The sequence below is a fragment of the Bradyrhizobium pachyrhizi genome (assembly GCF_029714545.1).
GTDB lineage: Bacteria > Pseudomonadota > Alphaproteobacteria > Rhizobiales > Xanthobacteraceae > Bradyrhizobium > Bradyrhizobium pachyrhizi.
In genome coordinates this window covers 5,164,042-5,189,361 of the sequence record NZ_CP121667.1, presented here as the reverse complement: position 1 = coordinate 5,189,361, position 25,320 = coordinate 5,164,042, and the positions used below count along the sequence as shown (strand labels likewise).

General features: G+C 64.9%; 24 protein-coding genes. 10 read left to right on the top strand and 14 right to left on the bottom strand.

Annotated features, from left to right (window positions below):
* Positions 1-40: 40 nt before the first annotated feature.
* Entirely contained in the window at positions 41-250 is a 210-nt protein-coding gene (locus QA639_RS24400; protein WP_016844954.1) for a DUF2842 domain-containing protein, read from the bottom strand.
* Between the two features lie 190 nt (positions 251-440).
* Between QA639_RS24400 and QA639_RS24395 the strand changes: the two genes are divergently transcribed.
* On the top strand, positions 441-1,526 hold the full coding sequence (locus QA639_RS24395; protein WP_283087555.1) for a COX15/CtaA family protein: 1,086 nt from the start codon (positions 441-443) through the stop codon (positions 1,524-1,526).
* Positions 1,527-1,530: 4 nt separating this feature from the next.
* Here QA639_RS24395 and nadC read toward each other — a convergent pair whose 3' ends face one another.
* The 8 genes from nadC to QA639_RS24355 form a co-directional block, all read right to left on the bottom strand.
* A complete protein-coding gene (gene nadC / locus QA639_RS24390) occupies positions 1,531-2,382 on the bottom strand; it encodes a carboxylating nicotinate-nucleotide diphosphorylase (RefSeq protein ID WP_283087554.1) in 852 nt (283 codons plus the stop codon).
* The gene (locus QA639_RS24385) at positions 2,379-3,929 is read right to left on the bottom strand and encodes an L-aspartate oxidase (RefSeq protein WP_028333922.1); all 1,551 of its coding nucleotides are present in this window, start codon (positions 3,927-3,929) and stop codon (positions 2,379-2,381) included. The genes nadC and QA639_RS24385 overlap by 4 nt, the downstream gene beginning before the upstream one ends.
* Positions 3,926-4,912, bottom strand: a complete 987-nt coding sequence (nadA, locus tag QA639_RS24380) for a quinolinate synthase NadA (RefSeq protein WP_028333923.1) — start codon at positions 4,910-4,912, stop codon at positions 3,926-3,928. The genes QA639_RS24385 and nadA overlap by 4 nt, the downstream gene beginning before the upstream one ends.
* 54 nt (positions 4,913-4,966) lie before the next feature.
* Positions 4,967-5,923 carry an NUDIX hydrolase gene (locus QA639_RS24375; protein WP_028333924.1) on the bottom strand — a complete coding sequence of 319 codons (957 nt, stop codon included), beginning with the start codon at positions 5,921-5,923 and terminating at the stop codon, positions 4,967-4,969.
* 14 nt (positions 5,924-5,937) lie between these two features.
* Positions 5,938-6,345: a hypothetical protein gene (locus QA639_RS24370; RefSeq protein ID WP_028333925.1), complete on the bottom strand. Its 408-nt coding sequence runs from the start codon at positions 6,343-6,345 to the stop codon at positions 5,938-5,940.
* A gap of 158 nt (positions 6,346-6,503) precedes the next feature.
* Positions 6,504-7,784 (bottom strand): O-acetylhomoserine aminocarboxypropyltransferase, encoded by a 1,281-nt coding sequence (locus QA639_RS24365; RefSeq protein WP_050384908.1) that lies wholly within the window; start codon positions 7,782-7,784, stop codon positions 6,504-6,506.
* A gap of 148 nt (positions 7,785-7,932) precedes the next feature.
* Positions 7,933-8,517 (bottom strand): CoA-binding protein, encoded by a 585-nt coding sequence (locus tag QA639_RS24360; protein ID WP_283087553.1) that lies wholly within the window; start codon positions 8,515-8,517, stop codon positions 7,933-7,935.
* A 106-nt stretch (positions 8,518-8,623) separates the two neighbouring features.
* Positions 8,624-9,451 carry an enoyl-CoA hydratase gene (locus QA639_RS24355; protein WP_198400078.1) on the bottom strand — a complete coding sequence of 276 codons (828 nt, stop codon included), beginning with the start codon at positions 9,449-9,451 and terminating at the stop codon, positions 8,624-8,626.
* A 70-nt stretch (positions 9,452-9,521) separates the two neighbouring features.
* On the opposite strand from QA639_RS24355, the gene QA639_RS24350 reads away from it, so the two are divergent.
* The 5 genes from QA639_RS24350 (at position 9,522) to QA639_RS24330 (ending at position 12,790) form a co-directional block, all read left to right on the top strand.
* Positions 9,522-9,950, top strand: coding sequence for a PaaI family thioesterase (locus QA639_RS24350; protein WP_028340177.1), 429 nt, complete (start codon positions 9,522-9,524; stop codon positions 9,948-9,950).
* A gap of 153 nt (positions 9,951-10,103) precedes the next feature.
* The gene (gene rplM / locus QA639_RS24345) at positions 10,104-10,568 is read left to right on the top strand and encodes a 50S ribosomal protein L13 (RefSeq protein WP_016840522.1); all 465 of its coding nucleotides are present in this window, start codon (positions 10,104-10,106) and stop codon (positions 10,566-10,568) included.
* Positions 10,568-11,044 carry a 30S ribosomal protein S9 gene (gene rpsI, locus QA639_RS24340; RefSeq protein ID WP_028333930.1) on the top strand — a complete coding sequence of 159 codons (477 nt, stop codon included), beginning with the start codon at positions 10,568-10,570 and terminating at the stop codon, positions 11,042-11,044. Before rplM ends, rpsI begins: the two co-directional genes overlap by 1 nt.
* Positions 11,045-11,291: 247 nt before the next feature.
* Positions 11,292-12,509, top strand: coding sequence for a GGDEF domain-containing protein (locus QA639_RS24335; RefSeq protein WP_028333931.1), 1,218 nt, complete (start codon positions 11,292-11,294; stop codon positions 12,507-12,509).
* 44 nt (positions 12,510-12,553) lie between these two features.
* The gene (locus QA639_RS24330) at positions 12,554-12,790 is read left to right on the top strand and encodes a hypothetical protein (RefSeq protein ID WP_028333932.1); all 237 of its coding nucleotides are present in this window, start codon (positions 12,554-12,556) and stop codon (positions 12,788-12,790) included.
* A gap of 67 nt (positions 12,791-12,857) precedes the next feature.
* Here QA639_RS24330 and QA639_RS24325 read toward each other — a convergent pair whose 3' ends face one another.
* Positions 12,858-13,994, bottom strand: a complete 1,137-nt coding sequence (locus tag QA639_RS24325) for an AI-2E family transporter (RefSeq protein ID WP_283087552.1) — start codon at positions 13,992-13,994, stop codon at positions 12,858-12,860.
* Positions 13,995-14,273: 279 nt separating this feature from the next.
* On the opposite strand from QA639_RS24325, the gene QA639_RS24320 reads away from it, so the two are divergent.
* Positions 14,274-15,044, top strand: a complete 771-nt coding sequence (locus tag QA639_RS24320; RefSeq protein WP_283087551.1) for a gamma-glutamyl-gamma-aminobutyrate hydrolase family protein — start codon at positions 14,274-14,276, stop codon at positions 15,042-15,044.
* Positions 15,045-15,630: 586 nt separating this feature from the next.
* Here the strand turns inward: QA639_RS24320 and QA639_RS24315 are convergent.
* Positions 15,631-16,419, bottom strand: coding sequence for a hypothetical protein (locus QA639_RS24315; RefSeq protein WP_283087550.1), 789 nt, complete (start codon positions 16,417-16,419; stop codon positions 15,631-15,633).
* A 774-nt stretch (positions 16,420-17,193) separates the two neighbouring features.
* Between QA639_RS24315 and QA639_RS24310 the strand changes: the two genes are divergently transcribed.
* Entirely contained in the window at positions 17,194-19,467 is a 2,274-nt protein-coding gene (locus QA639_RS24310; protein WP_283087549.1) for a hybrid sensor histidine kinase/response regulator, read from the top strand.
* Between the two features lie 172 nt (positions 19,468-19,639).
* Positions 19,640-20,707, top strand: a complete 1,068-nt coding sequence (locus QA639_RS24305; RefSeq protein ID WP_157341083.1) for an ABC transporter substrate-binding protein — start codon at positions 19,640-19,642, stop codon at positions 20,705-20,707.
* Positions 20,708-20,897: 190 nt separating this feature from the next.
* Here the strand turns inward: QA639_RS24305 and QA639_RS24300 are convergent, their stop codons facing one another.
* Together QA639_RS24300 and QA639_RS24295 are read right to left on the bottom strand one after the other, a co-directional pair.
* On the bottom strand, positions 20,898-22,127 hold the full coding sequence (locus QA639_RS24300) for an ABC transporter substrate-binding protein (protein WP_157341085.1): 1,230 nt from the start codon (positions 22,125-22,127) through the stop codon (positions 20,898-20,900).
* 185 nt (positions 22,128-22,312) lie between these two features.
* Entirely contained in the window at positions 22,313-23,290 is a 978-nt protein-coding gene (locus QA639_RS24295) for a GlxA family transcriptional regulator (protein ID WP_283087548.1), read from the bottom strand.
* 152 nt (positions 23,291-23,442) lie between these two features.
* Between QA639_RS24295 and QA639_RS24290 the strand changes: the two genes are divergently transcribed.
* Positions 23,443-23,706, top strand: a complete 264-nt coding sequence (locus QA639_RS24290; protein WP_283087546.1) for a tautomerase family protein — start codon at positions 23,443-23,445, stop codon at positions 23,704-23,706.
* Positions 23,707-23,871: 165 nt separating this feature from the next.
* Here the strand turns inward: QA639_RS24290 and glnA are convergent, their stop codons facing one another.
* Positions 23,872-25,281 (bottom strand): type I glutamate--ammonia ligase, encoded by a 1,410-nt coding sequence (glnA, locus tag QA639_RS24285; RefSeq protein WP_028333940.1) that lies wholly within the window; start codon positions 25,279-25,281, stop codon positions 23,872-23,874.
* Between the last annotated feature and the right edge of the window lie 39 nt (positions 25,282-25,320).

The following is a 25,320-nucleotide window of genomic DNA, read 5'->3' as shown; positions in this document are numbered from 1 at the left end:
TCTTTTCGGAAAACCGCTTCGCACTTTTCCGGATCATGCTTTAGGCGCGATCGGGCCGCGACATCCAGGCGACGATCGGCATCGCCGGCAGCACCCAGCCGAGGCCGGCGACGACGTAGAAGATCGCCTGCAGCAGCCCCGAATTGGCAAGCCACGGCGTCTGGGCGACCGTCATGCCCAGCAGCGACCACACCACCACCAGGATCAGCAGGAAGATGGTTCCGAGCAGTTTGCGGGTGCGTATGGCCATGGCGGATATTTGCAACTCGTGATCCAGGGCGTTTTCGCGCGAAGCGGGCACCGGCTGCGCAAAGAAAACGCGTCAAAACAACATTCTGGAGCTTCCTTCCGGCTTGATCGGAACGAGGCTCCGGGCGGCGCTTGCGCCGCGGGCGCGGCGGACTATAAGGGGCCCGAAAATCCAATCAAGTCAGGGCGAAATGGCCGGTATTTCCGCAAAGACATCGCAGCTCCGCGCCGTCAGGGTCTGGCTGGTCGCGGTCGCCGCCCTGATCGCCCTGATGGTCTTGGTCGGCGGCGCCACCCGGCTCACGGAATCCGGCCTGTCGATCGTCGAATGGAAGCCGGTGACCGGCACGCTGCCGCCGCTGACCGAGGCGCAGTGGACCCAGGCTTTCGAGGGCTACAAGAGGATCCCGCAATATCGCGAACTCAACGCCGGGATGACGCTCGAGCAATTCAAGACGATCTTCTGGTGGGAGTGGAGTCACCGGCTGCTTGGCCGCGTGATCGGCGCGGCCTATCTGCTGCCGTTCCTGTATTTCCTGTGGCGCGGCGCGGTGAGCGGCGAGCTCGGCAGGCGGCTGTGGGTAATTTTCGGCCTCGGCGCGCTGCAGGGCGGCGTCGGCTGGTGGATGGTCGCGTCCGGCCTCTCGGAACGCATCGAAGTATCGCAGTATCGGCTGGCGACGCATCTGGTGCTGGCGCTGCTGATCTTCGCGGCGATCGTCTGGACGCTGCGGCGCCTGACCGACCGCCCAAGCGTGATCGCGCCGCTCAGGCTGAAGCTCACGAGCGCGGTGCTGCTCGTGCTGACCTTCGTGCAGCTCTATTTCGGCGCGCTGGTCGCGGGGCTGCGCGCGGGCAGGGTTTATAATACCTGGCCCGACATCGACGGCGGCTTCATTCCGTCGGCTGACCGGCTTTGGTTCGAGACACCGTGGTGGCGCAATCTGTTCGACAACACGCTGACGGTGCAGTTCGAACATCGCATGACCGCCTATCTGCTGTTCGCGCTGGCGATCGCACATGCGATCGATGCCATGCGCGTGCGCGCCGGCGGCGCTGTCATCGCAGGGGCCTGGTGGCTGGTGGCGGCGATCACGCTGCAGGCGACGCTCGGCATCCTGACGTTGCTGCATCAGGTGCCGATCGATCTGGCGCTGACGCACCAGGCCGTCGCCATCGTCGTGCTGACGCTCGCGGTGCTGCAGGCCGAGCGCTTCGCCGCGCGCCGGACCGAGCGGGACCAGCCGACCCTCGTTGCGGTCGGCCAGCCCGGTTGATCGATCAGGACAGATAGTCGAGCCCGATATCGAGCGCGGCCGAGCTGTGGGTCACCCAGCCGACCGAGATCAGATCGACGCCGGTGGCGGCAATCGCCGCGGCCGTCGCCGCCGTGATGCGGCCGGAGGCTTCGGTGATCGCCTTGCCGCGCGCCATGTCCACCGCCTGGCTGAGCTGCTCGGTCGTCATGTTGTCGAGCAGCACCGCGTCGACGCCGAGCGTCAGCGCCTTCTCGAGCTGCGGCAGCGTGTCGACCTCGACCTCGATCTTGACGAGATGGCCGGCATTGGCCTTGGCGCGCTCGATCGCGGTGCGGATGCCGCCGGCGAGCGCGATGTGGTTGTCCTTGATCAGCACGGCATCGTCGAGGCCGAAGCGGTGATTGCCGCCGCCGCCGGCGCGCACCGCATATTTCTCCAGCGCCCGCAGTCCCGGCGTGGTCTTGCGGGTGCAGACGATCCGCGCGCGGGTGCCCGCCACGGCCTTGACCAGCGTGGCGGTTGCAGTGGCGACACCGCTCAGATGGCAGAGGAAGTTGAGCGCGGTCCGCTCGGCGGTGAGCAGGCTGCGGGCCGGGCCGTCGATGATCGCGATGACCTGGTCGGGTTCGACCGCGCTGCCATCGGGCCGTTCGGCGCGCAGCGTGATGGCCGGCGATACCGTCTGGAAGGCTGACCGCGCGACGTCGAGCCCGGCGATCACGCCGGGCTGCCGCGCACGCATCACCAGCCGCGCCTGCTGGCCGGCCGGCACGATCGCGTCCGCGGTGATATCGCCGGCGCGGCCGAGATCCTCGCGCAGCGCAGTCTGCACGATCGGCTCATAGATCAGCGGCAACAGGGGATTGAGGGTCATGACAGGGCACTCCTGGCAAATGGCGTGGATTCGACGATGTCGCGCGCGGCGGCGAGTGCATCGGCGCGGGTAAGGGACGACGGAACGGCCGACGCAGCAGTGTGCGGGAAATCGCTGCGGAAATGGCCGCCGCGGCTTTCCTCACGCCGGATGGCGGCAACCGCGACCATCAATCCGACCAATGCTGCATCGGACGCCGCACTGTGACCGCATGCGAGTGGATAGAGGCTGCGGATCGCGCGGGCGATCCCGTCGCGGTCGCGCAGCACACCGAGGCCTTGGGTGAGGATCGGTCGCACGGCAGAAGGATCGGAAGCCTGTGGCATCGCATCGTCGCGCAGCATGGCGCGCGGGCCCGCACTCACGCTTTCGATACTCTCGGCGACCCAGCGCGCGCAGACGATCGCTTCCATCAGCGAGTTGCTGGCGAGCCGGTTGGCGCCGTGCAACCCGGTGCGCGCGGCCTCGCCGCAGGCCCACAGGCCCTGCACCGTGCTGCGGCCAAAACCGTCAACCGTGATGCCGCCCATGTGGTAGTGAACCGCCGGCCGGATCGGGATCGGATCATGCGCGGGATCGATGCCGGCCATCTTGCAGAACGCGCTGATCACGGGATAGCGCTGGGTAAACTCCGCGCCCGGATGTTCGCGCGCGTCGAGGAAGGTGCGATGTCCCGCGGCGCGGTGGCGCCACACGGCGCGCGCGACGATATCGCGTGGCGCAAGCTCGGCGCCGGGCTGATTGGCCATAAAACGCCGGCCGGTCTCGTCGATCAAGACCGCGCCATCGCCGCGGATCGCCTCGGTCAGCAGCGGCATCGGGCGCGACGGCCCGTCGAACGCAGTCGGATGAAACTGGACGAACTCGATGTCCGACAGTTTTGCGCCGGCATGTGCGGCAAGCGCGAGCCCCTGGCCGAAACATCCGCCGGGATTGGTGCTGTCGGCGAACAACCCGCCGATGCCGCCGGTTGCGATCACCACGCGGTTGGTTGCGATCGTCAGCGCGCCACGGTCGCTCGCTGCAAGCACACCCCTGACCGCATTGTCCTCGATGATCAGCCGGCGCGCCTCGACGCCTTCCAGCAGTGTGATCGACGGCGTCTGGCGGACCGCCGCGATCAGCGCGCGCATGATCTCCCGGCCGGTGCCGTCGCCAGTGGCGTGGACGATGCGGTTGCGGCGGTGTGCGGCCTCGAGCCCGAGGCGCCAGCTGCCGTCGGCGTGCCGGTCGAAGGCGACGCCGAGCCTCGCCAGTTGCTCGACGGCTGCGGGCGCGGCGTGGACGATCCGGCTCGCGGCGGCCGCGTCGCAAAGGCCGGCGCCGGCCGCGAGCGTATCGGCGAGATGCAGGGCAGGGCTGTCATCGGCGCCGACCGGTGCGGCAAGGCCGCCCTGAGCCCACATGCTGGAAGCTTCCGCGCCGAGCGGCGATTTCGACAGCAGCACGACCGGCTCGGGGGCTAGCTGAAGCGCGGTCATCAGCCCGGCGGCACCGCCGCCAATGATCACCGGGCGGCCGTTGAGATCGGAGATATCAATGCTCATATCGCCAGCATCCTTTCGACACTCTTGCGCGCGCGATCGGCGATCGCGGGGTCGATGGTGACCTCGTGCTGGTTGGTCTCCAGCGCGTGACGGATGTTCTTCAGCGTGATCCGCTTCATGTGCGGACAGAGATTGCAGGGGCGGACGAAGTCGACATCGGGATTTCTGGCCGCGATGTTGTCGCTCATCGAGCATTCCGTCAGCAGCACGACGCGCGGCGGACGCTTGGTCTCGACGAACGACTGCATCGCCGCCGTCGACCCCGCAAAGTCCGCCTCGGCGACCACCTCGGGCGGGCATTCCGGATGCGCCAGGACGGTGACATCGGGGTAATTCTCGCGCAGCTGCCGCACGTCATCGGCGGTGAACAGCTCGTGCACCTCGCAGTGGCCCTTCCAGGCGATGATCTTCTTGCTGGTTTGCCTGGCGATGTTCTGCGCCAGATATTCATCAGGGAGCATGATGACGCGCTCGGCGCCGAGCGATTCAACGACCCTTAGCGCATTGCCCGACGTGCAGCAGATGTCGGACTCCGCCTTCACCGCGGTCGAGGTGTTGACGTAGGCGACCACGGGCGCATCCGAATAGCGCGCGCGCATCAGCCGCACGTCCTGCGCCGTGATGGAATCCGCCAGCGAGCAGCCGGCTTTGAGGTCGGGGATCAGCACGGTCTTGGCCGGATTAAGCAGCTTTGCCGTTTCGGCCATGAAATGCACGCCGGCGAGCACGATGACATCGGCATCGACCTTGGTCGCCTCACGCGCGAGCAACAGGCTGTCGCCGACGATATCGGCGACGCCATGGAAGATCTCCGGCGTCTGATAGTTGTGCGCCAGCACCACCGCATTGCGGCGGCGTTTCAGCGCAAGGATCGCATCGACGTCCTCGGCGAACGTGGCCCATTCGAATGGCGGGATGACGCGTTTGACGCGCTCATAGAGCGGCGCGGTGCGGGTGAGCAGATCGGTATCGAGTGCAACCATTTATACTCTCCGTGAGCATAAGATGGTTTATACTTATCCTGAGCATAAGGCGTGTCAAGTGCGCGAAAGCGGGAGCTTGGTGCCGGCGACAGCCCGCTCGGCCAGCACGGCATGGCGGAAGCGGAATAGCTTGGCCGGCCGGCCGACGGTATCGGCGGCCATTGCGCCAGTCTCTTCAACGAGTTCCTGCTGCTCGATCAGCCGGCGGAAGTTCTGTTTGTGGACCAGCCGGCCTGCGAGCGCCTCAACACTGCGTTGCAGTTGCAGCAGGGTGAACTCGGCCGGCATCAGCTCGAATACCACCGGACGGTATTTGATCTTGGCGCGCAGCCGCGCGATCCCGGTCGCGAGAATGCGGCGATGATCCGCCGTCATCGGCTTGCCCGGCACGACCGGCGCCTCGTGGCCATGCCCGCGTCCGGCTTCCGGGATCAGCGCGGCCTCGTAGAGCAGCTCATAGCGCTGCAGTACCAGCTCCTCGTTCCAGTCGCGATCGTCGAGGCCAAAGGTGATGGCGCAGCGCTGCCAGCGCTCGCGCTGCAGCGTCGGTGACGGCGCGGCCTTCGCCCACGTTTTCAGCTTCGGCGCGATCGTCTTGGCCAGGAAGGCCGGCGCGCCGGCGCGATGATCCTCCCAGGGGAAGTAGTCGTACCAGCCGGACCAGTGCGCCTCAAAGCCCTCGCCGACACGATCCTCGCGGGTCAGGCCGAGATAGCTGATCGAGACGCTGTGCGGCCCCTTGGCATCGCCGGAGCGGCCGCGGTCGGCAAAGGTGTAGAGCTGCTCGACATAGCCGAGCGGGTGGCCGGTCTGCGCTTCGACCCAGGCCCGCAGCGCGGTCTGCAGCGAGCGATGGGTGAACTCGAACGGGCCGCTCGGCAGCGCGGAGCCGCCGGCGATGGTCATGATCTTCGGCGTGCCCTCGGTGACGGCGACCAGCACCGCGACGAGATCGGCGGTCACCGCGTTCCCCGAAGCCGGTGCGCTGGATTTCTGCGGCGATCTGGCCACGCGATCGTTCCGCGCTAGCAGTAGCCGTAGACGCCGCAGGCGTAGGGCAGGCGGTCCCAATAGGTCACATAGGCACCGCCGTAGTACGGGCCGAAATAGTTGTACGAGTGCCAGTTGCCGTAGTAGCCGGGCAGCGACGACGACCCCGGCAGCAGCGGTTCGCCGGGCACGAACGGGATGTACGGCTCGGAATTGAGCGGGATCACCACGGGCTGCTCGACGACCACGAGCTGGCGTCCGCGCCGCACATAGGTCGGCGATGTGATGGTGGTGCGGTAGGCGTAATGCCGGCGCGGCAGGCCCGCCGGCAGCTGGCGCGCGGCCTTGACGGTCGCGCTCTTGGCGACGGCCGGGCCGTCGGCGGCGTCAGCAGGCGGGATCGCAAATAATGCGATCGCGAGCGGCAATGTCCAGCGCAGCATCAATGGTCTCCCGAATCAACCGGAGCCTATCACTGACACTTTAAGCCGGATTGAACGTTAACGAGAGGCCCGTCGGTATTAAGCGTTAACGGGAGGTCCGTCGCTTTGGGCAAGCTTCCGGAGCGATGCGGCGCACCGTTCCGGAACAATTTGCGGGATCAGGCGCGCAGGGCCTGGTCGAGGTCGGCGATCAGGTCTTCCTTGTCCTCGATGCCGATCGAAAGCCGTACCACCTCGGGCGCCGCGCCCGACTTCACCTTGGCGGCGTCGTCGAGCTGGCTGTGGGTGGTGGAGGCCGGATGGATCACCAGCGAGCGGGTGTCGCCGACATTGGCGAGATGCGAGAACAGCTGCAGGTTCGACACCAGATTGACGCCCGCGTCATAGCCGCCCTTCAGGCTGAAGGTGAACACCGCGCCGGCGCCTTTCGGCGCGTATTTGCGCTGCAAGGCGTTGTACCTGTCGCCGGGCAGGCCGGCATAGTTCACCGCCGACACGGCGGGGTGGGTGGAGAGGAATTCCGCCACCGCCTTGGCGTTGTCGCAGTGCTTCTGCATGCGCAGCGGCAGCGTCTCGATGCCGGTCAGGATCATGAAGGCGTTGAACGGCGACAGCGCGGGGCCGAGGTCGCGCAAGCCGAGTACGCGGCAGGCGATCGCGAAAGCGAAGTTGCCGAAGGTCTCCTGGATCCGGATGCCGTGATATTCCGGCCGCGGCTCGCTCAGCATCGGATATTTGTTGTCCTTCGACCAGTCGAAGGTGCCGGCATCGACGATGATGCCACCGAGCGAGTTGCCGTGACCGCCGAGAAACTTGGTCAGCGAGTGCACGACGATGTCGGCGCCGTGATCGATCGGCTTGATCAGATAGGGCGAGGCTAGCGTGTTGTCGACGATCAGCGGCACGCCGGCCTTGCGCGCAACGGCCGCGATCGCCTCGATATCAGTGATGCTGCCGGCCGGGTTGGCGATCGACTCGATGAAGATCGCCTTGGTGTGCGGCGTAACCGCGCGCTCGAAGCTTTCGATCTCATCGGGATCGGCCCAGGCCACATTCCAGCCAAACGCCTTGAACGCATGCGTGAACTGGTTGATCGAGCCGCCATAGAGCTTGCGTGCCGCGATGATCTCATCGCCGGGCTTCAACAGCTGCTGCAGCACGACGACCTGCGCCGCGTGACCGGAAGCGACGGCGAGCGCCGCGGTGCCGCCTTCGAGGGCTGCGACACGTTCCTCGAGCACGGCATTGGTCGGGTTGCCGATGCGGGTATAGATGTTGCCGAATGCCTGCAGGCCGAACAGCGAGGCCGCATGGTCGGCGTCGTTGAAGACGAATGACGTGGTCTGGTAGATCGGCGTCGCCCGCGCGCCGGTGGTGGGATCAGGCTGCGCGCCGGCGTGCACGGCGAGGGTGGAAAATCCCGGAAGGCGATCGGTCATTCTTTAGTATCCTGTTGTGGCCTGGTCGAAACGCGCGGCATGCTGATGGCGGCGGCGCCCGCCGTCAAGCGAGTTGGGCACATCGCCAGTTTTTGGAGGGGCATCCCGCGCTATACCGGATGATCGCAGCGATTATTCCGCCGCGGTGTCAGGTCGTCTCGGTCTTGTTCTTTGCCGCGCGGTCGGATGCCGCGGTCTGTCCGCCGCCGAAGCTCGTGCGATTGAGCGACAGCCGCATGCCCTGCGTCGGGATCGGCGCGCGCTTGGAACTCAGCGTGCGCGAGTTGACGCCCATCCACGAGATCTCCGACGACAGCCGGCCATACTCGATCTTCGGGCAGCGGTTCATCACCACCTTGAGCCCCGCGGCTTCCGCCTTCTCGGCAGCGGCATCGTCGCGCGCGCCAAGCTGCATCCAGATCACCTTCGGCGGCGGTGACAATTTCAGCGCCTCCTCGACGACGGGCATGATGTGGCTTGAATTGCGGAATATGTCGATCATGTCGATCGGGCGATCGATGTCCGCAAGCGAGGCGACGAATGCCTTGCCCATCAGCGTCTTGCCGACATGGCCGGGGTTGACCGGGATCATGTCGTAGCCGCGCTGCGCCAGATATTTGAATGCGAAATAGCTCGGCCGCACATTGACCGGCGAGGCGCCGACCATCGCGATCGTCTTGACGTTGTTCAGGATGCTGCGGATGTAATTGTCGTCGTAGGCGTCGTGATTCATTTTTCTTCCGGGTTTGTCATTCCGGGGCTCGCGCAGCGAGAACCCGGAATCTCGAGATTCCGGGTCTGGTGCTAACGCACCATCCCGGAATGACGACCTCAGGTCGTCACTTGTCCTGCCAGTTCGGATCGCGCTTCTCGATGAAGGCACCGATGCCTTCCTCGGCGTCGCGCGCCATCATGTTCTCGGTCATCACCTCGGCGGCGAAGCGATAGGCGTCGGCGAGGTTCATCTCGGCCTGGCGATAGAACGCTTCCTTGCCGAGCTTGACGGTGTAGGCCGATTTCAGCGCGACCTTCTCGGCCAGCGCGATCGCGGCGTCGCGTTCGGTGCCCGCGGATACCACGCGGTTGACGAGGCCGATGCCCTGCGCCGTTGCCGCCGAGACCGGCTCTCCGGTCAGCAGCATCTCCATCGCCTGCTTGCGCGGCACGTTGCGCGACAGCGCCACCATCGGCGTCGAGCAGAACAGCCCGATGTCGACGCCCGGCGTCGCGAACGCCGCCGCTTCGGAGGCGACCGCGAGGTCGCAGCTTGCGACGAGCTGGCAGCCGGCCGCGGTGGCGATGCCCTGGACGGATGCCACCACCGGCTTCGGCAGGCGCACGATGGTCTGCATCATCGCGCTGCAGGCGTTCATGATTTGCGCGAAATAGGCGCGGCCGCGGTCGGCATCGCTACGGCGCCCGGTAAGCTCCTTGAGGTCGTGGCCGGCGCAGAACGCCGGGCCGTTGGCGGCGAGCACGACGGCACGGATGCGCTTGTCGTCACTGATCTCGTTCAGTGCGGCGTGCAGCTCGCCGATCAGGCCCTCGGAGAGGCTGTTGCGCGCTCCGGGCCGATTGAGCGTCAGTAGCGCAATACTGCCGATGGTCTCACGCAGCAGGATCGGCTGGTGTTGCGGCGCTTCGGCGCGGGCGGCTTGGGCGGACATGCTGAAATTCCACTTTGGTCTCTGTGACAACTTAATGTAACAGGCAGGCTGAAGCGAGGGTAGGGACGGCATGGCGACTGCGAAAATGAGCGTGGCTGACGTGGAAGAGTTCCTGCGGAGGGAATTTCCGCAGGCGTTCGTCCACGACGATGTCCGGATCGAAAGCGCCGACGGCGAGACCGCCCTGCTGCGCCAGCGCTTTAGCGAGCGCATGCTGCGGCCGGGCGGTACGGTGTCCGGGCCGACCCTGATGGGCCTGGCAGATTTCGCGATGTACGTGGTGCTGCTGTCGGCGATCGGACCGGTCGGCCTTGCCGTGACCACCAACCTCAACATCAACTTCCTGCGCAAGGGCCAGCCGGGGCAGGACGTGCTCGCGGTGGCAAGGCTGCTCAAGCTCGGCAAGCGGCTCGCGGTCGGCGAGGTCAACCTGCTGTCCGGCTCGTCTCCCGATCCGATAGCCCATGTCACGGCGACCTATTCCATTCCAAATCAATAGGCTTTTCTACGGTATTATTGTACCATATTTGCAAGCCGTTGTTTTTTCTGATGTAATTTGAGCGCGTGGGCGTTGACGCGCGATCGCGGCTTCTCTAGAAGGCTGCCCAGTTCGGCGCATACGGCGCCGATTTCTTTTTCACGGATTTCACACATGAGCACGTTCTCGGCCAAGCCCGCCGAAGTGACGAAGAAGTGGGTCGTGATCGACGCCAAGGGTCTGGTCGTCGGTCGTCTCGCCACGCTCGTCGCGATGCGCCTGCGCGGCAAACACCTGCCCACCTACACCCCGCATGTCGATTGCGGCGACAACGTCATCATCGTCAACGCCGCGCATGTGGTGCTGACCGGTCGCAAGCGCGACCAGAAGACCTACTACAAGCACACCGGCTTCATCGGTGGCATCAAGGAGCGCACCGCAAAGCAGATCCTCGAGGGTCGCTTTCCCGAGCGCGTCGTCGAGAAGGCGATCGAGCGCATGATCCCGCGCGGTCCGCTCGGCCGCATGCAGATGGGCAATCTGCGCGTCTATCCGGGTGCCGATCATCCGCATGAAGCGCAGAGCCCCGAGAAGGTCGATATCGCTTCCCTGAATCGCAAGAACACGAGGGCCGCATAATGTCCGATACGTTGCAGTCCCTCGACCAGCTCTCGCAGGTCAAGCCGGCCGCGCCCGACGCGCCGAAATACGTCAAGAAGGTCGACAAGTACAACCGCGCCTACGCCACCGGCAAGCGCAAGGACGCGGTCGCCCGCGTCTGGGTCAAGCCGGGCTCCGGCAAGATCTCGGTCAACACCCGCGAGTTCGAAGTCTACTTTGCCCGCCCGGTGCTGCGCATGATGATCCAGCAGCCGCTGGTCGCTGCCGCCCGCAACGGCCAGTACGACGTGATCTGCACCGTCGCCGGCGGCGGTCTCTCCGGCCAGGCCGGTGCTGTCCGACACGGCATCTCAAAGGCGCTGACCAACTTCGAGCCCGAGTTGCGCGGCGTCCTCAAGAAGGGCGGCTTCCTGACCCGCGACAGCCGCTCGGTCGAGCGCAAGAAGTACGGCAAGGCGAAGGCCCGCAAGTCCTTCCAGTTCTCGAAGCGCTAATTCGAGTTCTAAAATTCGCGGCAATTGCCGCGGGCATCGAGTTGCAAAGGGCGCCGCGAGGCGCCCTTTTTGCTGCGTCCAACCGGCCGTGCTTCCGCGAATTAGCGCAGTTTTTCATGAAAACTTGCGTGTGCGTGCAAACGAAATTGGAACTCGCACCTTCTAGCTTGCGGGCTCGCAGTGGCGCTGCATCACCGTATTTATTTGCGCCTGCGAACGTTGCATCACACCGGGCTGGGGTGAGTTCATGTCGTTCGATCCATCGACACTTTATTTGTTCGCCACCATGGTCGCGGGCATGCTCGGCGCCATGCTGTGGTTGTTCGGCAGGCAGGAGAACATTTCCGCGCTGAAATGGTGGGGCACCGCCTATCTGCTCGGCGCGGCCTCGGTCGCGGTCTGGACGGTCGGCAGTTCGACCCTCGATCCGATGGTTCTGCTGGGCCTCAATGCGATCGGTTTCGCCGCCTGCGGCCTAGTCTGGAATGCCGCGCGCATTTTCCACGGCCGCAAGGCCAATCTGCTGGGCCTCGTGCTCGGCCCGATCGCATGGATCGGGGCGGTGACGACGGTTGAGGATCCTGCGATGCGCCTGACGATCGGCGCCGGGATCGTCGCGATCTACGCCGCGCTGACCGCCTCCGAACTGTGGAGCGAGCGCCGCCGCGCGATGCAGCGGCGCTGGCTTGCGATCGTCATCCCGGTCGCGCACGGTTGCGTCCTGATGCTGCCGATCCTGGTCGGCGACCTGCTGCGATTGAACGGCCAGAATTTCGTCTCCAGCTTTTGGGTCACGCTGTTTTCGATCGAACTCGTGCTGTACGCGATCGGTACGGTGTTCGTGATCTTCATGATGGTGTCGGACCGCGCGGTAGCCGTGCACAAGACGGCTGCGTCGATCGATCCCTTGAGCGGCATGCTCAACCGCCGCGGCTTCACCGAGGCCTGCGCCCGGGTGATCGAGCGCGAGTCCGTTGCTGGCCGGCCGGTCACCGTGATGATCTTCGACATCGATCACTTCAAGTCGATCAACGACCGCTTCGGCCATCCCGCGGGTGACGAGATCCTGAAGCTGTTCTCCGCCGTCGTGGTCAACAGTCTCAGGATCAGCGATCTGTCGGGGCGGATCGGCGGCGAGGAATTTGCGGCGCTGCTGCCGTGCTCGCTGGAGGAGGGGGTGCTGGTCGCCGAGCGCGTGCGCGAAGCCTTCGAGAACAGCAACATCAACTGCGAGGAAGGCGCGGTCGACACCACGGTCAGCATCGGCGTCGCCGGCGGCCCCGCCGGCACCGAGCTCGAGGTGCTGTTGGCCTCGGCAGACACCGCGCTCTACCAGGCCAAGCGCGGCGGCCGCAACCGCGTCGAGGCGGCGGAAGAATTGCCGCTCTCGCTGGAGAACTGGCGGCGCAAGACCGCGGGCCTGCCGGCTTCGGCGCGGCAAAGGCCGGCGAGCGTCCGGGCATGAATGCGGTAACGAGTGGTTAACCATTCGATCCCATGCTTTCGGGCATGGAGTCGATCCGCACCCGCAATCCGCAGTCAGCCCTGATGTCGCTCGAAGCCGACGCGGTTTCGGCGCGCAGCGGTTTCGCCTGCCTGTTCTCGGACTCCCACGAATACGAGACCGCGCTGATTGCCGAACGGCGCGCGCAGGGGCGATACCAGCCGCCGAAGAGTCGCTGGCCGATGGTGATGCTGGCCGGCGTGATGCTGATGGTCGCGGGAACGGTGCTGCTGCTCTCCTGACGTGCTTGATTTTTGTTTTGACGCGTTTTCTTCACGCGAACCGGTGCCCACTTCGCTTGAAAACGCTCTAAGCGGCCCGGGCCGGATCCTCCGTCTTGAAGTGGTCGATCATCACCTTGGCGATAGCCATCAGCGGCAGCGCCAGCGCCAGCCCCCAGATGCCGAACACGACGCCGAGCAGGATCTGGAACGCGAACAGCGTGGCCGGCGGGATGTCGAGCGCCTGGCGCTGGATGATCGGTGTCAGCACGTAGCTTTCCAGCGCGTGGACGCCGAGGAACAGGATGAAGGCCGACAGCGCCGCGATCCATCCGGTCGCAAGGCTCGCCAGCACCACGATCAGCCCGCCGAGGATCGCGCCGACGGTCGGAATGAAGGCGAGCAGGCCGGCCTGGATGCCGAGGATGAACGAGCTCGGAATGCCGATGATGGCAAGCCCGATCCAGGTGACGAGGAACACCGCCATCATCGTGATGATCTGCGCGATCAGCCAGCGCTCCAGCGTCTCGCCGATGCGGTCGACGATGACGGTCGCCTGCGCGCGGTACTTCGCCGGCGCGATGAACAGCAGCCCGGCGCGGTAGATGCTGGGCTGGGCCGCGAAGGCGAGCCCGAGAAACAGCACGATGAAGAAGTTGCCGACGACGCTGACGGTGCCGAGCAGCACCTTCAGCGTCTGGCTGATGATGGCGCCGCCGCTTGAGGCCAGCGCACCGGCGCCGGGGATGCCATGGGACTGGGACGGCGCGGGTGTCGTCGTCGTTGTCGTCACGGCGGTGCCTTCGCCCTTCGCCTCGCCCGCGGCATTGGTGAAATCGAGATAGCTGGTATCGACCCCGTGCTGTTCGAGGAAGTCCTTGACGCTGCCGAGCTGCGATTTGATCGTGTTGCTCAGCACCGTGGCCTGCTGCGCGATCGTGGTGCCGCCGAGGAACACGATGCCGGACAGCAGCCCGGCCATCGCCAGGCAGACGATCGCTAGCCGCAACGCGTGGGGCAGCTTGGTCAGCCGGCCGAGCAGGGTGATCATGGCATTGAGGGCGACCCCGAGCAGCATGCCTGCGAACAGCAGGAACAGGGTCGCGGCGAAATGCCAGGCGAAGGTCAGCAGGGCAGCGAACAGCACCACGCCGATGCCGCCGACGGCGATCGCCCATGCCAAGTCGTTACGGGCCTGCAGGCGATGGTCAGCCGAGTCTGTCACGGGTGATTCCCCCTTCGCGACGGTGTTTCGAGCAGTCTTTGGCGAAAACCCCGCCGGGATCAAGCTGGCGGGGGCCGTGCCGGTTTGCCGCTGACGCGCCGCGGCGCCCCGCGCGGTTGGTGGCCATCCGGCCGGCTTTGGGTCCCGAGGGGCGCGAATCTGTGCAGGACTGCAAGCCCCCCTGTGCAGATATAGACAGTTGATCCGGCGGGAACTCGAAGGCATGATCGTCTCCGCAACGTCGCAAACTTAGAAGAATCATTGCGCGAGACTTCAATAATGAGACGGCCCGTGGTCGGCGTGATCGGAAACGCCCATCGCATCGAAAATCGTTTCACAGTCCAGATGGTCGGAGAGCGCAACCTTCGCGCGGTTGCCGAGGTGTCGGGCGCGGTGCCGCTGATGTTCGCGGGCAGCCCCGAAATCACCGAGGTCGGCGCCTTGCTCGACGTGGTCGACGGCGTCGTGCTGACCGGGGCCCGCGCCAATGTTCATCCGACCCGCTTCAACACCGAACCGTGCGCCGCCCACGAGCCGTACGACATCCATCGCGACGACGTTGCGCTGGCGTTGTCGGAAGCCTGCGTCGCGCGCGGCGTGCCGATCTTCGGCATCTGCCGCGGCCTGCAGGAGATGAACGTTGCCTTCGGCGGCTCGCTGCATCCGGAGATCCGCGAGATTCCCGGCCGCATGAACCACCGGATGCCGCGGCTGGAGAACGGCGAGATCCATCCTGACCCGACCGTTGTGTTCGCCGACCGTCATGACGTCGCGCTGACGCCGGGTGGCGCGTTCGCGAAGATACTTGGTCGTGAGACCATTCGGGTCAATTCGCTGCACGGCCAGGGCATCCTCGAGCCCGGCAAGCGCGTCGTGATCGAGGGCATCGCCGAGGACGGCACCATCGAGGCGATCCGCATCGCCGATGCGTCGGGTTTTGCGCTGGGTGTGCAATGGCATGCCGAATACGATCCGCAGCGCAATCCGATCAACCGCGCCCTGTTCGAAGCCTTCGGCGACGCGCTGCGCGAGCGGCGGCGGGCTGCGTAGGACGGTTTCACCGCCACCGTCCCTGCGCGTTAATCGCGACGTCGTCTCCGAAAAACGCGCTGTCGTCCCTGCGACAGCAGGGACCCATACGTCGCAGCGGGTGTTGTGGAGGGAGCTCGTCGTTGCAGCACTGCTCAACAATGACCATCGGTGGTTATGAGTCCCTGCTTTCGCAGGGACGGCACCGAATGTGTGGCGTCGTCTGTCCGTCGGGTCGGTTTGTCGCACCTCGGTTCGGGAAGCCATGAAGGACGCAGGGCTTTCCTTGGCCAATCCATGGGAGCCGAGCGGCAGGCGAGTAGATCGTCCACTCAGGGCGTCACGAACGCAAAGTGTGTTGTCCCCGCAACGTCACAAGAGTTCCGTTGAGCATCGCACCTGTTGGGACTTCACTGTGTGGCGAATTCCCCGTTTAATAATGGCGGACCTGAGGCAAAGATTTTACCACCAAGACGTTCATTTGAGATCAGGTTCAAGAGGCCGCTGACCAGCGCCAGCGGCCTCTTCGTGTTGCTTCATTGATCGCTAAGTGCAGGCATCGGCCGTTGCTGCGTCGATGGCGCGCAGGAAGCAGCACGTCGCGGCATTAGCGCACTGACCATGGCCATGCCGGCGGTTGCGGTTTGCTGGTGGCGTGCGGCCGCGGCGGGGCTGGCGCCGGTTTGCGCGTCTGGGCAACATTGCCCGACGGCCGCGGGCGCGGCAGTGGTATTTCCGGGGTTACCGTTGGCTGTTCGGGGCTCACCTTTGGCTCTGCGGCGTTGGCGATGACACCGGCCAGCTGTTCCTGGCTTGCGTTGAGCCGTTCGGTGACCGTCTCGCTTTCGCGCGCGATCTGATTCTGGGTCGCCTTGATCTGGTCGATGATATCTCTGCTGCGTGCCATTTCTGCTTGGCTCGCTTCGAGTTGGCTTGCGACATTCTTTTGGTCGCGGACCAATTGTTCTTGCCTCGCCTCAAGCTGTTCGACCGCCTGCCTCAAGGCAGCGAGATCGCGCGCCATCGGTTGAAGCTGCTGCGCCAAGTCGGAAGAAAGTGCGGCGGCAGTCGGCGCAACGTCTTTCGGTGTGGCGTCTTTCGGCGGGGTTTGCGCAGGAGGTGAGGAGTGGCCAGAGGAGGCCACCATCGCCGTGTCGCTGGGTGACGACCACCACCAAGCAGCGCCACCAATGCATGCTGCCAGCACAGAACCGACAATGGCCAGGTGGCGCCAATCCGCCAATCGATGAACCGCTTCTAGCGGCGCGTGAAACGCTTTCTTGCTGGTCGGCGGGCCGGAAGGGCTGACTCCTGCTTCGCGCGCGAGGTTCGAAAGCTGCTCTTCCAAGCTCACGAGCCGCCCTTCCGCGACCCTGTCATTCAGCATGGAATCCATTTTGTGCTCCGTATCAAATGTAAGGTCACCCGCCTTGGGAGCAGATCCGCTCTTCGGCGCGCTAACATTCAACGGGACCCAGATGGGTATTTGCAGCTTAAGCTTACGAGGGATGAGGATGCGGCCTGCACGTCACATCGTCTCTCTTTTTGTAAGCTCATCCTTCCTGAACTGTCCCGACGATTTTGGCCGAGATATGGTTCGTCCGCAATCGGGAACACCGCTTGCCGTGGGGCGCTCGAGGTCGTGGATCGGGGTCCTGTTCGGCCGCCTCATGACAGCGAACGCGACCATCTGATGCATCTCGCAGCCGAGGCACGTTGCTTCGAGGTGCGTAGTCGGCGTTGGGAGCGTCGCTAAGCGCCGGCGAGGGCCTGGCTGGACCCTGAAACGCCGGATGCGGAGCGTTCCATGTTTGGCACGCGATCATGCCGGCATCCTGCTGGGGCGCCCGGCCGACAGTAGTGCCAAACATGTACCCCGGGCTCCTCCCGCAAATTCTAGCAGGTTGCGTTGCGCTGTTGGCGAGACCGCCCGTCGACAGGTCGCGGCTAGTCTTCCTCCGGTATCGAGCGCGCGCCGGAATTGGTTCTTCTCCGTACTAATACGGATACGAAAGTGGCGGATTGCTGCGCCGGACTCGGCTAAGCAACAGGGATATTTGCTCCGGCGCCGACGACCCTTTCCGAATACTGCTTTTCCTTTTCCATTTTCGGGCGCAGCCGACACGAGGGGTTGGTCGGGATGAATTTGTCGGGCCGTCTGGCGATGGGGATGATGTTTCCCGTCGCCGCGCTCCTGCTCGCGCTGGGCTTCATCCATGGCGTGACCTGGCCGGGCGTTCTGCTCGCCGGTGGCGCGGTTGCGGTGGTATTGATGACGGCTGAGATGATTGCGAGATCGCTGTCCAGGACGCCCGCCCAGCTGGTGCGGGCGGCGGAGGCGCTGTCGCGCGGCCAGCAGGTCGCGCTCGGCTCAGGCGATGACGGCGAGACCGCTCAGCTCGCGGTGACGCTTGCCGAATTGTCGGCGCAGCTGGGCAGCAGGCAGCACCTGCTGGAGAAGACCGTCGAGAGCATCCGCGATCCGGTCGTGGTCGCCGACGAGCACGGGATGATCGTGATCGTCAACGCCGCGGCGCGACGGCTGTACAGTGTCGAACCCGGTTTTGATACCCTGACCGGCGTTCGCACCTTCCAGAACTATTATTCCGACGGTACCACCGTGATGCCGATCCCGGACACGCCGATGGCGCGTGCGCTGCGCGGCAATGACGTCGACGATTTCGAGTTGATCGTCAAACCGCAACCGCCGCAACCGGCCGTCTTCCTTGTCGTCAACGCGCGGCCGCTGCGCGACGATACCGGCAATCTGCGGGGCGCGGTCGCCGTGCTGCACGACGTCACCGCGCAGCGGCGGGCACACCAGGCGCTGGTCGAGAGCGAGCAGATGGCGCAGGCCATCGTCAGGACCGCGCTCGACGCCTTCGTCCAGACCGACCAGGACGGCTTCATTCTCGACTGGAGCCCGCAGGCCGAGGCGCTGACCGGCTGGACGCGCTCCGAGGCGGTCGGTTATCGGGTGGTCGAACTGGTGTTTCCGGAGGAGCTGCGCGTTGCGCACCGGCAGCGGATCACCCGCTTCCTGCAGGAGACCGCGACCGGCGGCATGGGCATGCGCTATGAAACGGCGTGCCTGCACCGCGACGGTCACCGGTTCTATGTCGAGGTGTCCCTCAACGCGCTGCGCCGCGGCGATGGCTGGATCATCAATTCCTTTGTCAGGGACGTCAGCCAGCGCCGGATCGCCGAGGAGCAGTTGATCCAGGCGCAGAAGTCGGAATCGCTGGGGCGGCTGACCGGCGGCATCGCGCACGACTTCAACAACATGCTGACCGTGATCACCGGCACGATCGAGATCCTCGCCGACGGCGTCAAGGACAACCCGCAACTTGCCGCGATCGCCAAGCTGATCAGCGATGCCGCCGATCGCGGCGCGCAACTCACCTCGAGCCTCCTGGCATTCGCGCGCAAGCAACCGCTGCAGCCCGGCGAGACCGACGTCAACGACCTGGTCGGCGAGGTGGTCCGGCTGCTGTCGCAGACGCTCGGCTCGCAGACCGAGATCAGGACGGAGCTCGGCCGCAATGCCTGGCTCGCCTTCGTCGACCGCAGCCAGCTTGGTGCCGCGCTGGTCAACCTCGCCATCAATGCGCGCGATGCCATGCCTGACGGCGGCACGCTGACCTTTGCGACCCGCAACATCCAGCTCGGGATTCCCGACGCCGTGGCGTGCGGCGTCGAGCGCGCCGGCGATCATCTCGTGATCGAGGTGACCGATACCGGCACCGGTATTTCGCCGACGCATCTGGAGAAGATCTTCGATCCGTTCTTTTCCACCAAGGAGGTCGGACAGGGCGCCGGGCTCGGGCTCAGCATGGTGTTCGGCTTCGTCAAGCAAAGCGGCGGCGGGATCGAGGTCAAGAGCGAGCAGGGGCGCGGCACCATCTTCAGGATCTATCTGCCGAAGGCCGACGGCACCGCACAGCGCGCGGCGGAGGAGGACGATCTGCCCGTCAGGGGCGGCGACGAGACGATCTTGTGCGTGGAGGACGACCCTACGATCCGAGACTATGTCACGGGCCAGCTCGAAAGCCTCGGCTACAACGTGCTGGTCGCGGCGAACGCGGACGCCGCGCTCGAAATCGTCAAACGCGGCACCGCGTTCGACCTGCTGTTCACCGATATCGTGATGCCCGGCAGCATGAACGGTCGGCAATTGGCGGAGACACTGATGGCGGGGCGCCCGGCACTGCGGGTGCTGTTTACCTCGGGCTACAGCGACGGCGTGCTGCCCGCACAGCAGGGGCGTGGCGGCCACGGCATTCCGCTGCTGACCAAGCCCTATCGGCGCGGCGAGTTGGCGCGGATGCTGCGGCGCTGCCTTGATCTTCAGGTCGACTTTCAGGGCGATCCGGTTCCGCAGCCTTATTCCGTGCAGCCCGATCTCGAACGCTTCCTGCGCGAGAATCCGCCCGCGAAGACGTAGACCGTGGCGTGACCTGGATGCCAGCGGGTCCGCAACGCGCGGCCCGATGATGAACTGCGCGAGACCCATCACCCGCTATTTGACGGGTTTCGCTTCGCTCTACCCATCCTACGCGCTAAGCTCCCGCGACAAAGGCGCGGCCGGTCAACGGCCCGATCTCAGGGAGTATGGAATGCAGGACCGCAAATGGTCGAGGCGCGACTGGCTCAAGGTGACGGCGGCCACCGCCGCCGGCATGGTGTTCGCGGAGCCGCTGCGCGCGGCGGCGCCGCCGGCGGAAGCCGTGACGCCGGAGCTGATCGCAGCCGCCAAGAAGGAAGGCAAGATCTCGTTCTACAGCGCGCTGGAACTGAACACGGCCGAGCGTCTCGCGCGTGACTTCGAGCATAAATATCCCGGGATCAGCGTCCGCGTCGAGCGCTCCGGCGCGGAACGCATCTTCCAGCGGATCGCCCAAGAGCAGGGCAGCGGCATCAACGCCGTCGACGTCGCCAATTCCACCGATCCGGCGCATTACCTCGACTGGAAGAAGAACGACTGGCTCGCGGCCTATCTGCCGGAGGACGTCGCCAGGCATTTTCCGGCCGACCAGATCGATCCCGACGGCACCTCGGCGACGTCCTGCGCCTGGTTCGAGGTGATCGGCTACAACACCGAGCAGGTGAAGCGCGAGGAGGCGCCGAAGAGCTACGCCGACCTGCTCGATCCCAAGTGGCGCGGCAAGATCGTCAAGGGCCACCCGAGCTACTCCGGCGCGATCATGACCGCGACCTTCGTGCTGGCACGCGACCTCGGCTGGCCGTATCTGGAGAAGCTGTCGCAGCAGCGGGTGATGCAGGTGCAGTCGGCGGCCGATCCGCCGAAGAAGATCCTGCTCGGCGAGCGCGCCGTGATGGCCGACGGCAACGACTACAACCTCGTGCTGGCCAAGGATCAGGGCAAGCCGGTCGAGGTGGTCTATCCGGCCGAGGGCGCGCCGCTGATCATCGTCCCCAGCGGCATCTTCAAGAACGCGCCGAACCCGAATGCCGCGCGGCTGTTCCAGAGCTATTTCTTCAGCGCCGAGACCCAGCAGATGCTGGCCGACGAATTCGCGCACCGCTCCTTCCACGCCAAGGTGAAGGAGAAGGCCGGCCACGTGCCGCTCGACAAACTGAAGATGCTCAAGGCCGATCCGGCCCAGGTGCAGGTGCAGTCCGAGGAGATCAAGGCGAAGTACGCGAAGCTGTTCCGGGTATAGTTCAAGCCCCGTAGGATGGGGGTAGAGCGAAGCGAAACCCATCGCCTGTGCGAGGGCGAGAGGATGGGTTTCCCTGCGCTCTACCCATCCTGCAGATCTAACTGGCGTCATTGCTTCGTCGCTGCGCTCCCCGCAATGACGCGGATAGCGCTCGGACCGTCCGGGCGGCGCAGTGAGGGGCCGCGGTCGGCTAGCCGCCCACTTCCGCGCTGAGCATGGGCCCGAACAGCTCCCATCGCTCGCCCTTGAGTCGCCTGAGCTGCATCTGCTTGATCGGCGCGAAATCGATCGGGCTGGTGTTCATCGTGATGCCGGGAAGCAAGTTGGTGGTCCGGAAGGCCTTCAGGTTCGCGGCCTGCTTCATGACGTTGGCGCGCGTGAGATCGTCGCCGCACTGCTTCAGCACCTGAACCAGTGTCTGAGCGGCATTGTACCCTGTCACGATCAGGCTGTCGGCCCGATTGCCCTCGGGGAAATATTTGGAGAGATACTCATCGAACGCCTTCATGCCAGGGTCGTCCTTCCATTGCGGATCGAGCGGATCCATCAGGTAGGCCACCGAGATGATGCCTTGCGCGTTCTCGAAGCCGGCAGGCTGGATCACGGCACCGAGCGAGGAACCGACCGAGTTGAGGATGTGCAGCGGTTTCCAACCGATCTCGGCCGCCTTCTTGATGGCCTGCGCCGCGAATTTCGGTGTGGCGATGTCGACGAATACGTCGGCATTCATCGATTTCATCTTGACGATGTGCGTGTCGATGGTCGGCTCGGCCACCTCATAGGCATCCTCGATGACGATCATCGACGCCGCCTTGTCGCCGAGGCCGTCCTTCAGGCCCTTGAGATAGTCCTTTCCATAATCGTCGTTCTGGTAGAGGACCGCGATCCTGCCGCCCGGCTTTTCCTTCAGGATGTGCTTGGCGTAGATCCGTCCCTCGCTCTGATAGCTGGGCTGCCAGCCGATGGTCCACGGGAAGTTCTGCGGATCGTTCCACTTGGTGGCACCGGTCTGAATGAACAGCTGCGGCACCTTTTTCACGTTCATGTATTTCTGAATCGCGCCGTTGGATGCCGTGCCGAGAGAGGCGAAGATCAGCAAGACCTCGTCGCCTTCGACCAGCTTGCGCGCCTGCTCGACCGTCTTCGGCGGACTGTAGCTGTCGTCGTAGGAGATGAAGTTGATCTTGCGGCCATTGATGCCGCCCTCGGCGTTGACCTTGCGGAAATAGGCCGCCTGGGCCCGGCCGCTGGTGCCGTAGGCGGATGCCGGCCCGCTGTAGGGCATGATGTTGCCGATCTTGATTTCAGTATCGGTTGCGCCGGTGTCGTATTTCTTCTGGGCGAATGCGCTGCCAGCACAGACGGCGAGAATGGTGATGGCGGTCGAAAGCGCCGCCATTCGTCGAGCGACGAAAGACATCTCGTTTCTCCCCATGCAGAAAAATGAATGTGTGTTTTATCGGAAGCCGCTTTCGGGTCCTTGCCGGCAGTGAACACCCGGGCCCAGGCGTTGTCGATCCCGGAAAACACAACCTTGTATGCTGTTCGCAGCACGTCATCAGGTTCGTCAGCGTTGCTGACCGTAGTCCTCCGGGCTTCCTGCGATCAGGCCGCGCGCATCGACCGCTGCGCGCGATAGGCCTGCGGCGATGTCAGCGTGAGCTTGCGGAAGGCTTTTCGAAAGCTGCTTTCGTCCTCATAGCCGGTGGCGCGGGCGATCGCCTTGATCGGCTGCGCCGTGGTCTCCAGCAGCGTGCGGGCGTGCTCGACGCGGCGGCGCATGATGAAGGCCTGCGGCGGCTCGTGGGTCAGTTCGCGGAAGCGGCGGTTCAGCGTGCGTTCGCTGAGGCCGAGCGCGTGTGCGAGGCCGCGCACCGTGATCGGGGTCTTGCCGGTGCGGCGCACCAGCATGTCCGCTTTCATCAGCAGCGGATCCTGGCCGAGCATGTAGCCGAGCGGCATGAAGATCGCCTGGGTGCGCTGTGCGGTGTCGATCACCGCATAGTCGGCGCAGACTTTTGCGACCTCCGCGCCTTCGACGAGCTCGATCAGCCGCAGCAACAGATCGACCCACGACATCGGGCCGGCGGCGCAGACCAGGCGATCGGACTGCGTGATCACGGCATCGCCGGCGAGATCGACCTTGGGATGGCGGCGGCGGAGCTCGCTCTGCAGCCACCAGGTGATGGTGGCGCGGCGGCCGTCGAGGAGGCCGGCATTGGCGAGCAGCAGCACGCCGCTGCAGAACGCGCCGATCAACCGGCCGCTGGCATGCTGCTGGCGCAGCCAGGCGCCGGCACGGTCATATTGCGGTTGCAGGCGCTCGGCGGTGAGATGATCGACCAGGCTGCCCGGTACGATGATCGCGTCGCACGCCGTCCGCCTGCCCACCGCGCCATCGACGGCGAGCAACTTGCCGCCGCCGGCGCGCACCGCCTTGCCGTCGAGCGAGAGCGTTTGCCAGCTGAAGCGCGCCTTGCCGCCGCGCAGCTGCATCACGTGGTTGGCGAGGGTGAGGATGTCGGCGATGCCGGCGACCGCCGATTGCATGCAGCCTTCCAGCGCGAGGATCGCAAGCTTCATGGGACCTCCGGATTTCGCCGTCATGCCAGCCGATCAGCGCGATCGGGCGGTGGCAGATATTGCCCGATCTCTGTCCGATCGGCCACTGCCTGATTGTCCCGTGCCGGTCCATCTTCGCTGCGTTGTCACACCCTCAGCAATGGAGAGAGACCATGCCTTACGTCACCATTTCCACCGTCCGCGGCATCTTCGATGTCGCGCAGAAGCAGGCGCTGCTGGCGCGCGTCACCGACCTCATGGTCGAGATCGAGGGGCAGGGTAACCCGGACTTCCGCCGCAACGTCTGGGTCAAGATCGAGGAGGGCGAGCCGGCGAGCTGGTCGCTCGGTGGCATGATCCCGACGCCCGACATGATCGCGGGCACCTTCGGCGCGCTCGACGCCGGCGGACGTCGGCTCGCCAAGGCGAAGGTGTAACCGCCCCTCGTAGGATGGGCAGAGCGCAGCGAAACCCATCGCACCGGTGCAAGCCTCGAGATGATGGGTTTCGCTCGCTCTACCCTTCCTACGCACCGTTCTCACCCAAAAACAAAAGGCGCTTCCAGTGGAAGCGCCTTTCGCATTTCGTCGGTGCCGTAAAGCTTACAGCGAATAGTACATCTCGAACTCGACCGGGTGTGGGGTCATCTCGAAGCGCGCGACCTCGGTCATCTTCAGCTCGATATAGGCGTCGATGAAGTCGTCGTCGAACACGCCGCCGTTCTTGAGGAACGCGCGGTCCTTGTCGAGGCTCTCGAGCGCCTCGCGCAGCGAGCCGCACACGGTCGGGATCTGCTTCAGCTCTTCCTTCGGCAGATCGTAGAGATCCTTGTCCATCGCCGGACCCGGATCGATCTTGTTCTTGATGCCGTCGAGGCCGGCCATCAGCATCGCGGCGAAGCCGAGATAGGGATTGGCCATCGGGTCGGGGAAACGCACCTCGACGCGCTTGGCCTTCGGGTTCGCCGTGTAGGGGATGCGGCAGGCCGCCGAACGGTTGCGGGCGGAGTAGGCGAGCAGCACCGGAGCCTCATAGCCCGGGACCAGACGCTTGTAGGAGTTGGTCGACGGGTTGGTGAAGGCGTTGATTGCCTTGGCGTGCTTGATGACACCGCCGATGTAGTGCAGGCAGGTTTCCGACAGGTCGGCATATTTGTTGCCGGCGAAGGTCGGCTTGCCGTCCTTCCAGATCGACTGGTGGACGTGCATGCCCGAGCCGTTGTCGCCATAGACCGGCTTCGGCATGAAGGTGGCGGTTTTGCCGTAGATGTGGGCGACCTGGTGGATGCAGTACTTGTAGATCTGCATATGGTCGGCCATCAGCGTCAGGGTGTCGAACTTCATGCCGAGCTCGTGCTGGGCCGACGCCACCTCGTGGTGATGCTTCTCGACCTTGACGCCCATCTTGGCCATCGCGCCGAGCATCTCCGAGCGCATGTCCTGCACCGAGTCCTGCGGCGGCACCGGGAAGTAGCCGGCCTTGGTGCGGATGCGGTGGCCGAGATTGCCGCCCTCATATTCGGTCGCCGAGTTGATCGGCAGCTCGGAGGAGTCGAGGCGGAAGCCGGTGTTGTAGGGCTCGGCCGAATAGCGCACGTCGTCGAACACGAAGAACTCGGCCTCGGGGCCGACGAACACGGTGTCGCCCACGCCCATCGACTTCACCATCGCCTCGGCCTTCTTGGCGATGCCGCGGGGGTCGCGGTTGTAGGGCTCGCCGGTGGTCGGCTCGAGCACGTCGCAGGTGATAACCATCGTGGTCTCGGCGAAGAACGGGTCGATCGTCGCGGTGACCGGGTCGGGCATCAGGCACATGTCGGATTCATTGATCGCCTTCCAGCCGGCGATCGACGAGCCGTCGAACATCGTTCCCTCAGCGAAGATGTCATCGTCGATCATGCTGACGTCGAAGGTGACGTGCTGCCACTTGCCGCGCGGATCGGTGAAGCGCAGGTCGACGTATTTGACGTCGTTGTCCTTGATCGATTTCAGGACGTCTTTGGCGGTCTTCATGAATACCCCTTATGGATGTGCGGGTCGGTTTCCAGCGGA

Coding starts and splice junctions, on each gene's coding strand:
- QA639_RS24400 (WP_016844954.1), bottom strand. CDS start 250: ATGGCCATACGCACCCGCAAACTGCTCGGAACCATCTTCCTGCTGATC.
- QA639_RS24395 (WP_283087555.1), top strand. CDS start 441: ATGGCCGGTATTTCCGCAAAGACATCGCAGCTCCGCGCCGTCAGGGTC.
- nadC (WP_283087554.1), bottom strand. CDS start 2,382: ATGACCCTCAATCCCCTGTTGCCGCTGATCTATGAGCCGATCGTGCAG.
- QA639_RS24385 (WP_028333922.1), bottom strand. CDS start 3,929: ATGAGCATTGATATCTCCGATCTCAACGGCCGCCCGGTGATCATTGGC.
- nadA (WP_028333923.1), bottom strand. CDS start 4,912: ATGGTTGCACTCGATACCGATCTGCTCACCCGCACCGCGCCGCTCTAT.
- QA639_RS24370 (WP_028333925.1), bottom strand. CDS start 6,345: ATGCTGCGCTGGACATTGCCGCTCGCGATCGCATTATTTGCGATCCCG.
- QA639_RS24365 (WP_050384908.1), bottom strand. CDS start 7,784: ATGACCGATCGCCTTCCGGGATTTTCCACCCTCGCCGTGCACGCCGGC.
- QA639_RS24360 (WP_283087553.1), bottom strand. CDS start 8,517: ATGAATCACGACGCCTACGACGACAATTACATCCGCAGCATCCTGAAC.
- QA639_RS24355 (WP_198400078.1), bottom strand. CDS start 9,451: ATGTCCGCCCAAGCCGCCCGCGCCGAAGCGCCGCAACACCAGCCGATC.
- QA639_RS24350 (WP_028340177.1), top strand. CDS start 9,522: ATGGCGACTGCGAAAATGAGCGTGGCTGACGTGGAAGAGTTCCTGCGG.
- rplM (WP_016840522.1), top strand. CDS start 10,104: ATGAGCACGTTCTCGGCCAAGCCCGCCGAAGTGACGAAGAAGTGGGTC.
- rpsI (WP_028333930.1), top strand. CDS start 10,568: ATGTCCGATACGTTGCAGTCCCTCGACCAGCTCTCGCAGGTCAAGCCG.
- QA639_RS24335 (WP_028333931.1), top strand. CDS start 11,292: ATGTCGTTCGATCCATCGACACTTTATTTGTTCGCCACCATGGTCGCG.
- QA639_RS24330 (WP_028333932.1), top strand. CDS start 12,554: ATGGAGTCGATCCGCACCCGCAATCCGCAGTCAGCCCTGATGTCGCTC.
- QA639_RS24320 (WP_283087551.1), top strand. CDS start 14,274: ATGAGACGGCCCGTGGTCGGCGTGATCGGAAACGCCCATCGCATCGAA.
- QA639_RS24315 (WP_283087550.1), bottom strand. CDS start 16,419: ATGGATTCCATGCTGAATGACAGGGTCGCGGAAGGGCGGCTCGTGAGC.
- QA639_RS24310 (WP_283087549.1), top strand. CDS start 17,194: ATGATGTTTCCCGTCGCCGCGCTCCTGCTCGCGCTGGGCTTCATCCAT.
- QA639_RS24305 (WP_157341083.1), top strand. CDS start 19,640: ATGCAGGACCGCAAATGGTCGAGGCGCGACTGGCTCAAGGTGACGGCG.
- QA639_RS24300 (WP_157341085.1), bottom strand. CDS start 22,127: ATGTCTTTCGTCGCTCGACGAATGGCGGCGCTTTCGACCGCCATCACC.
- QA639_RS24295 (WP_283087548.1), bottom strand. CDS start 23,290: ATGAAGCTTGCGATCCTCGCGCTGGAAGGCTGCATGCAATCGGCGGTC.
- QA639_RS24290 (WP_283087546.1), top strand. CDS start 23,443: ATGCCTTACGTCACCATTTCCACCGTCCGCGGCATCTTCGATGTCGCG.
- glnA (WP_028333940.1), bottom strand. CDS start 25,281: ATGAAGACCGCCAAAGACGTCCTGAAATCGATCAAGGACAACGACGTC.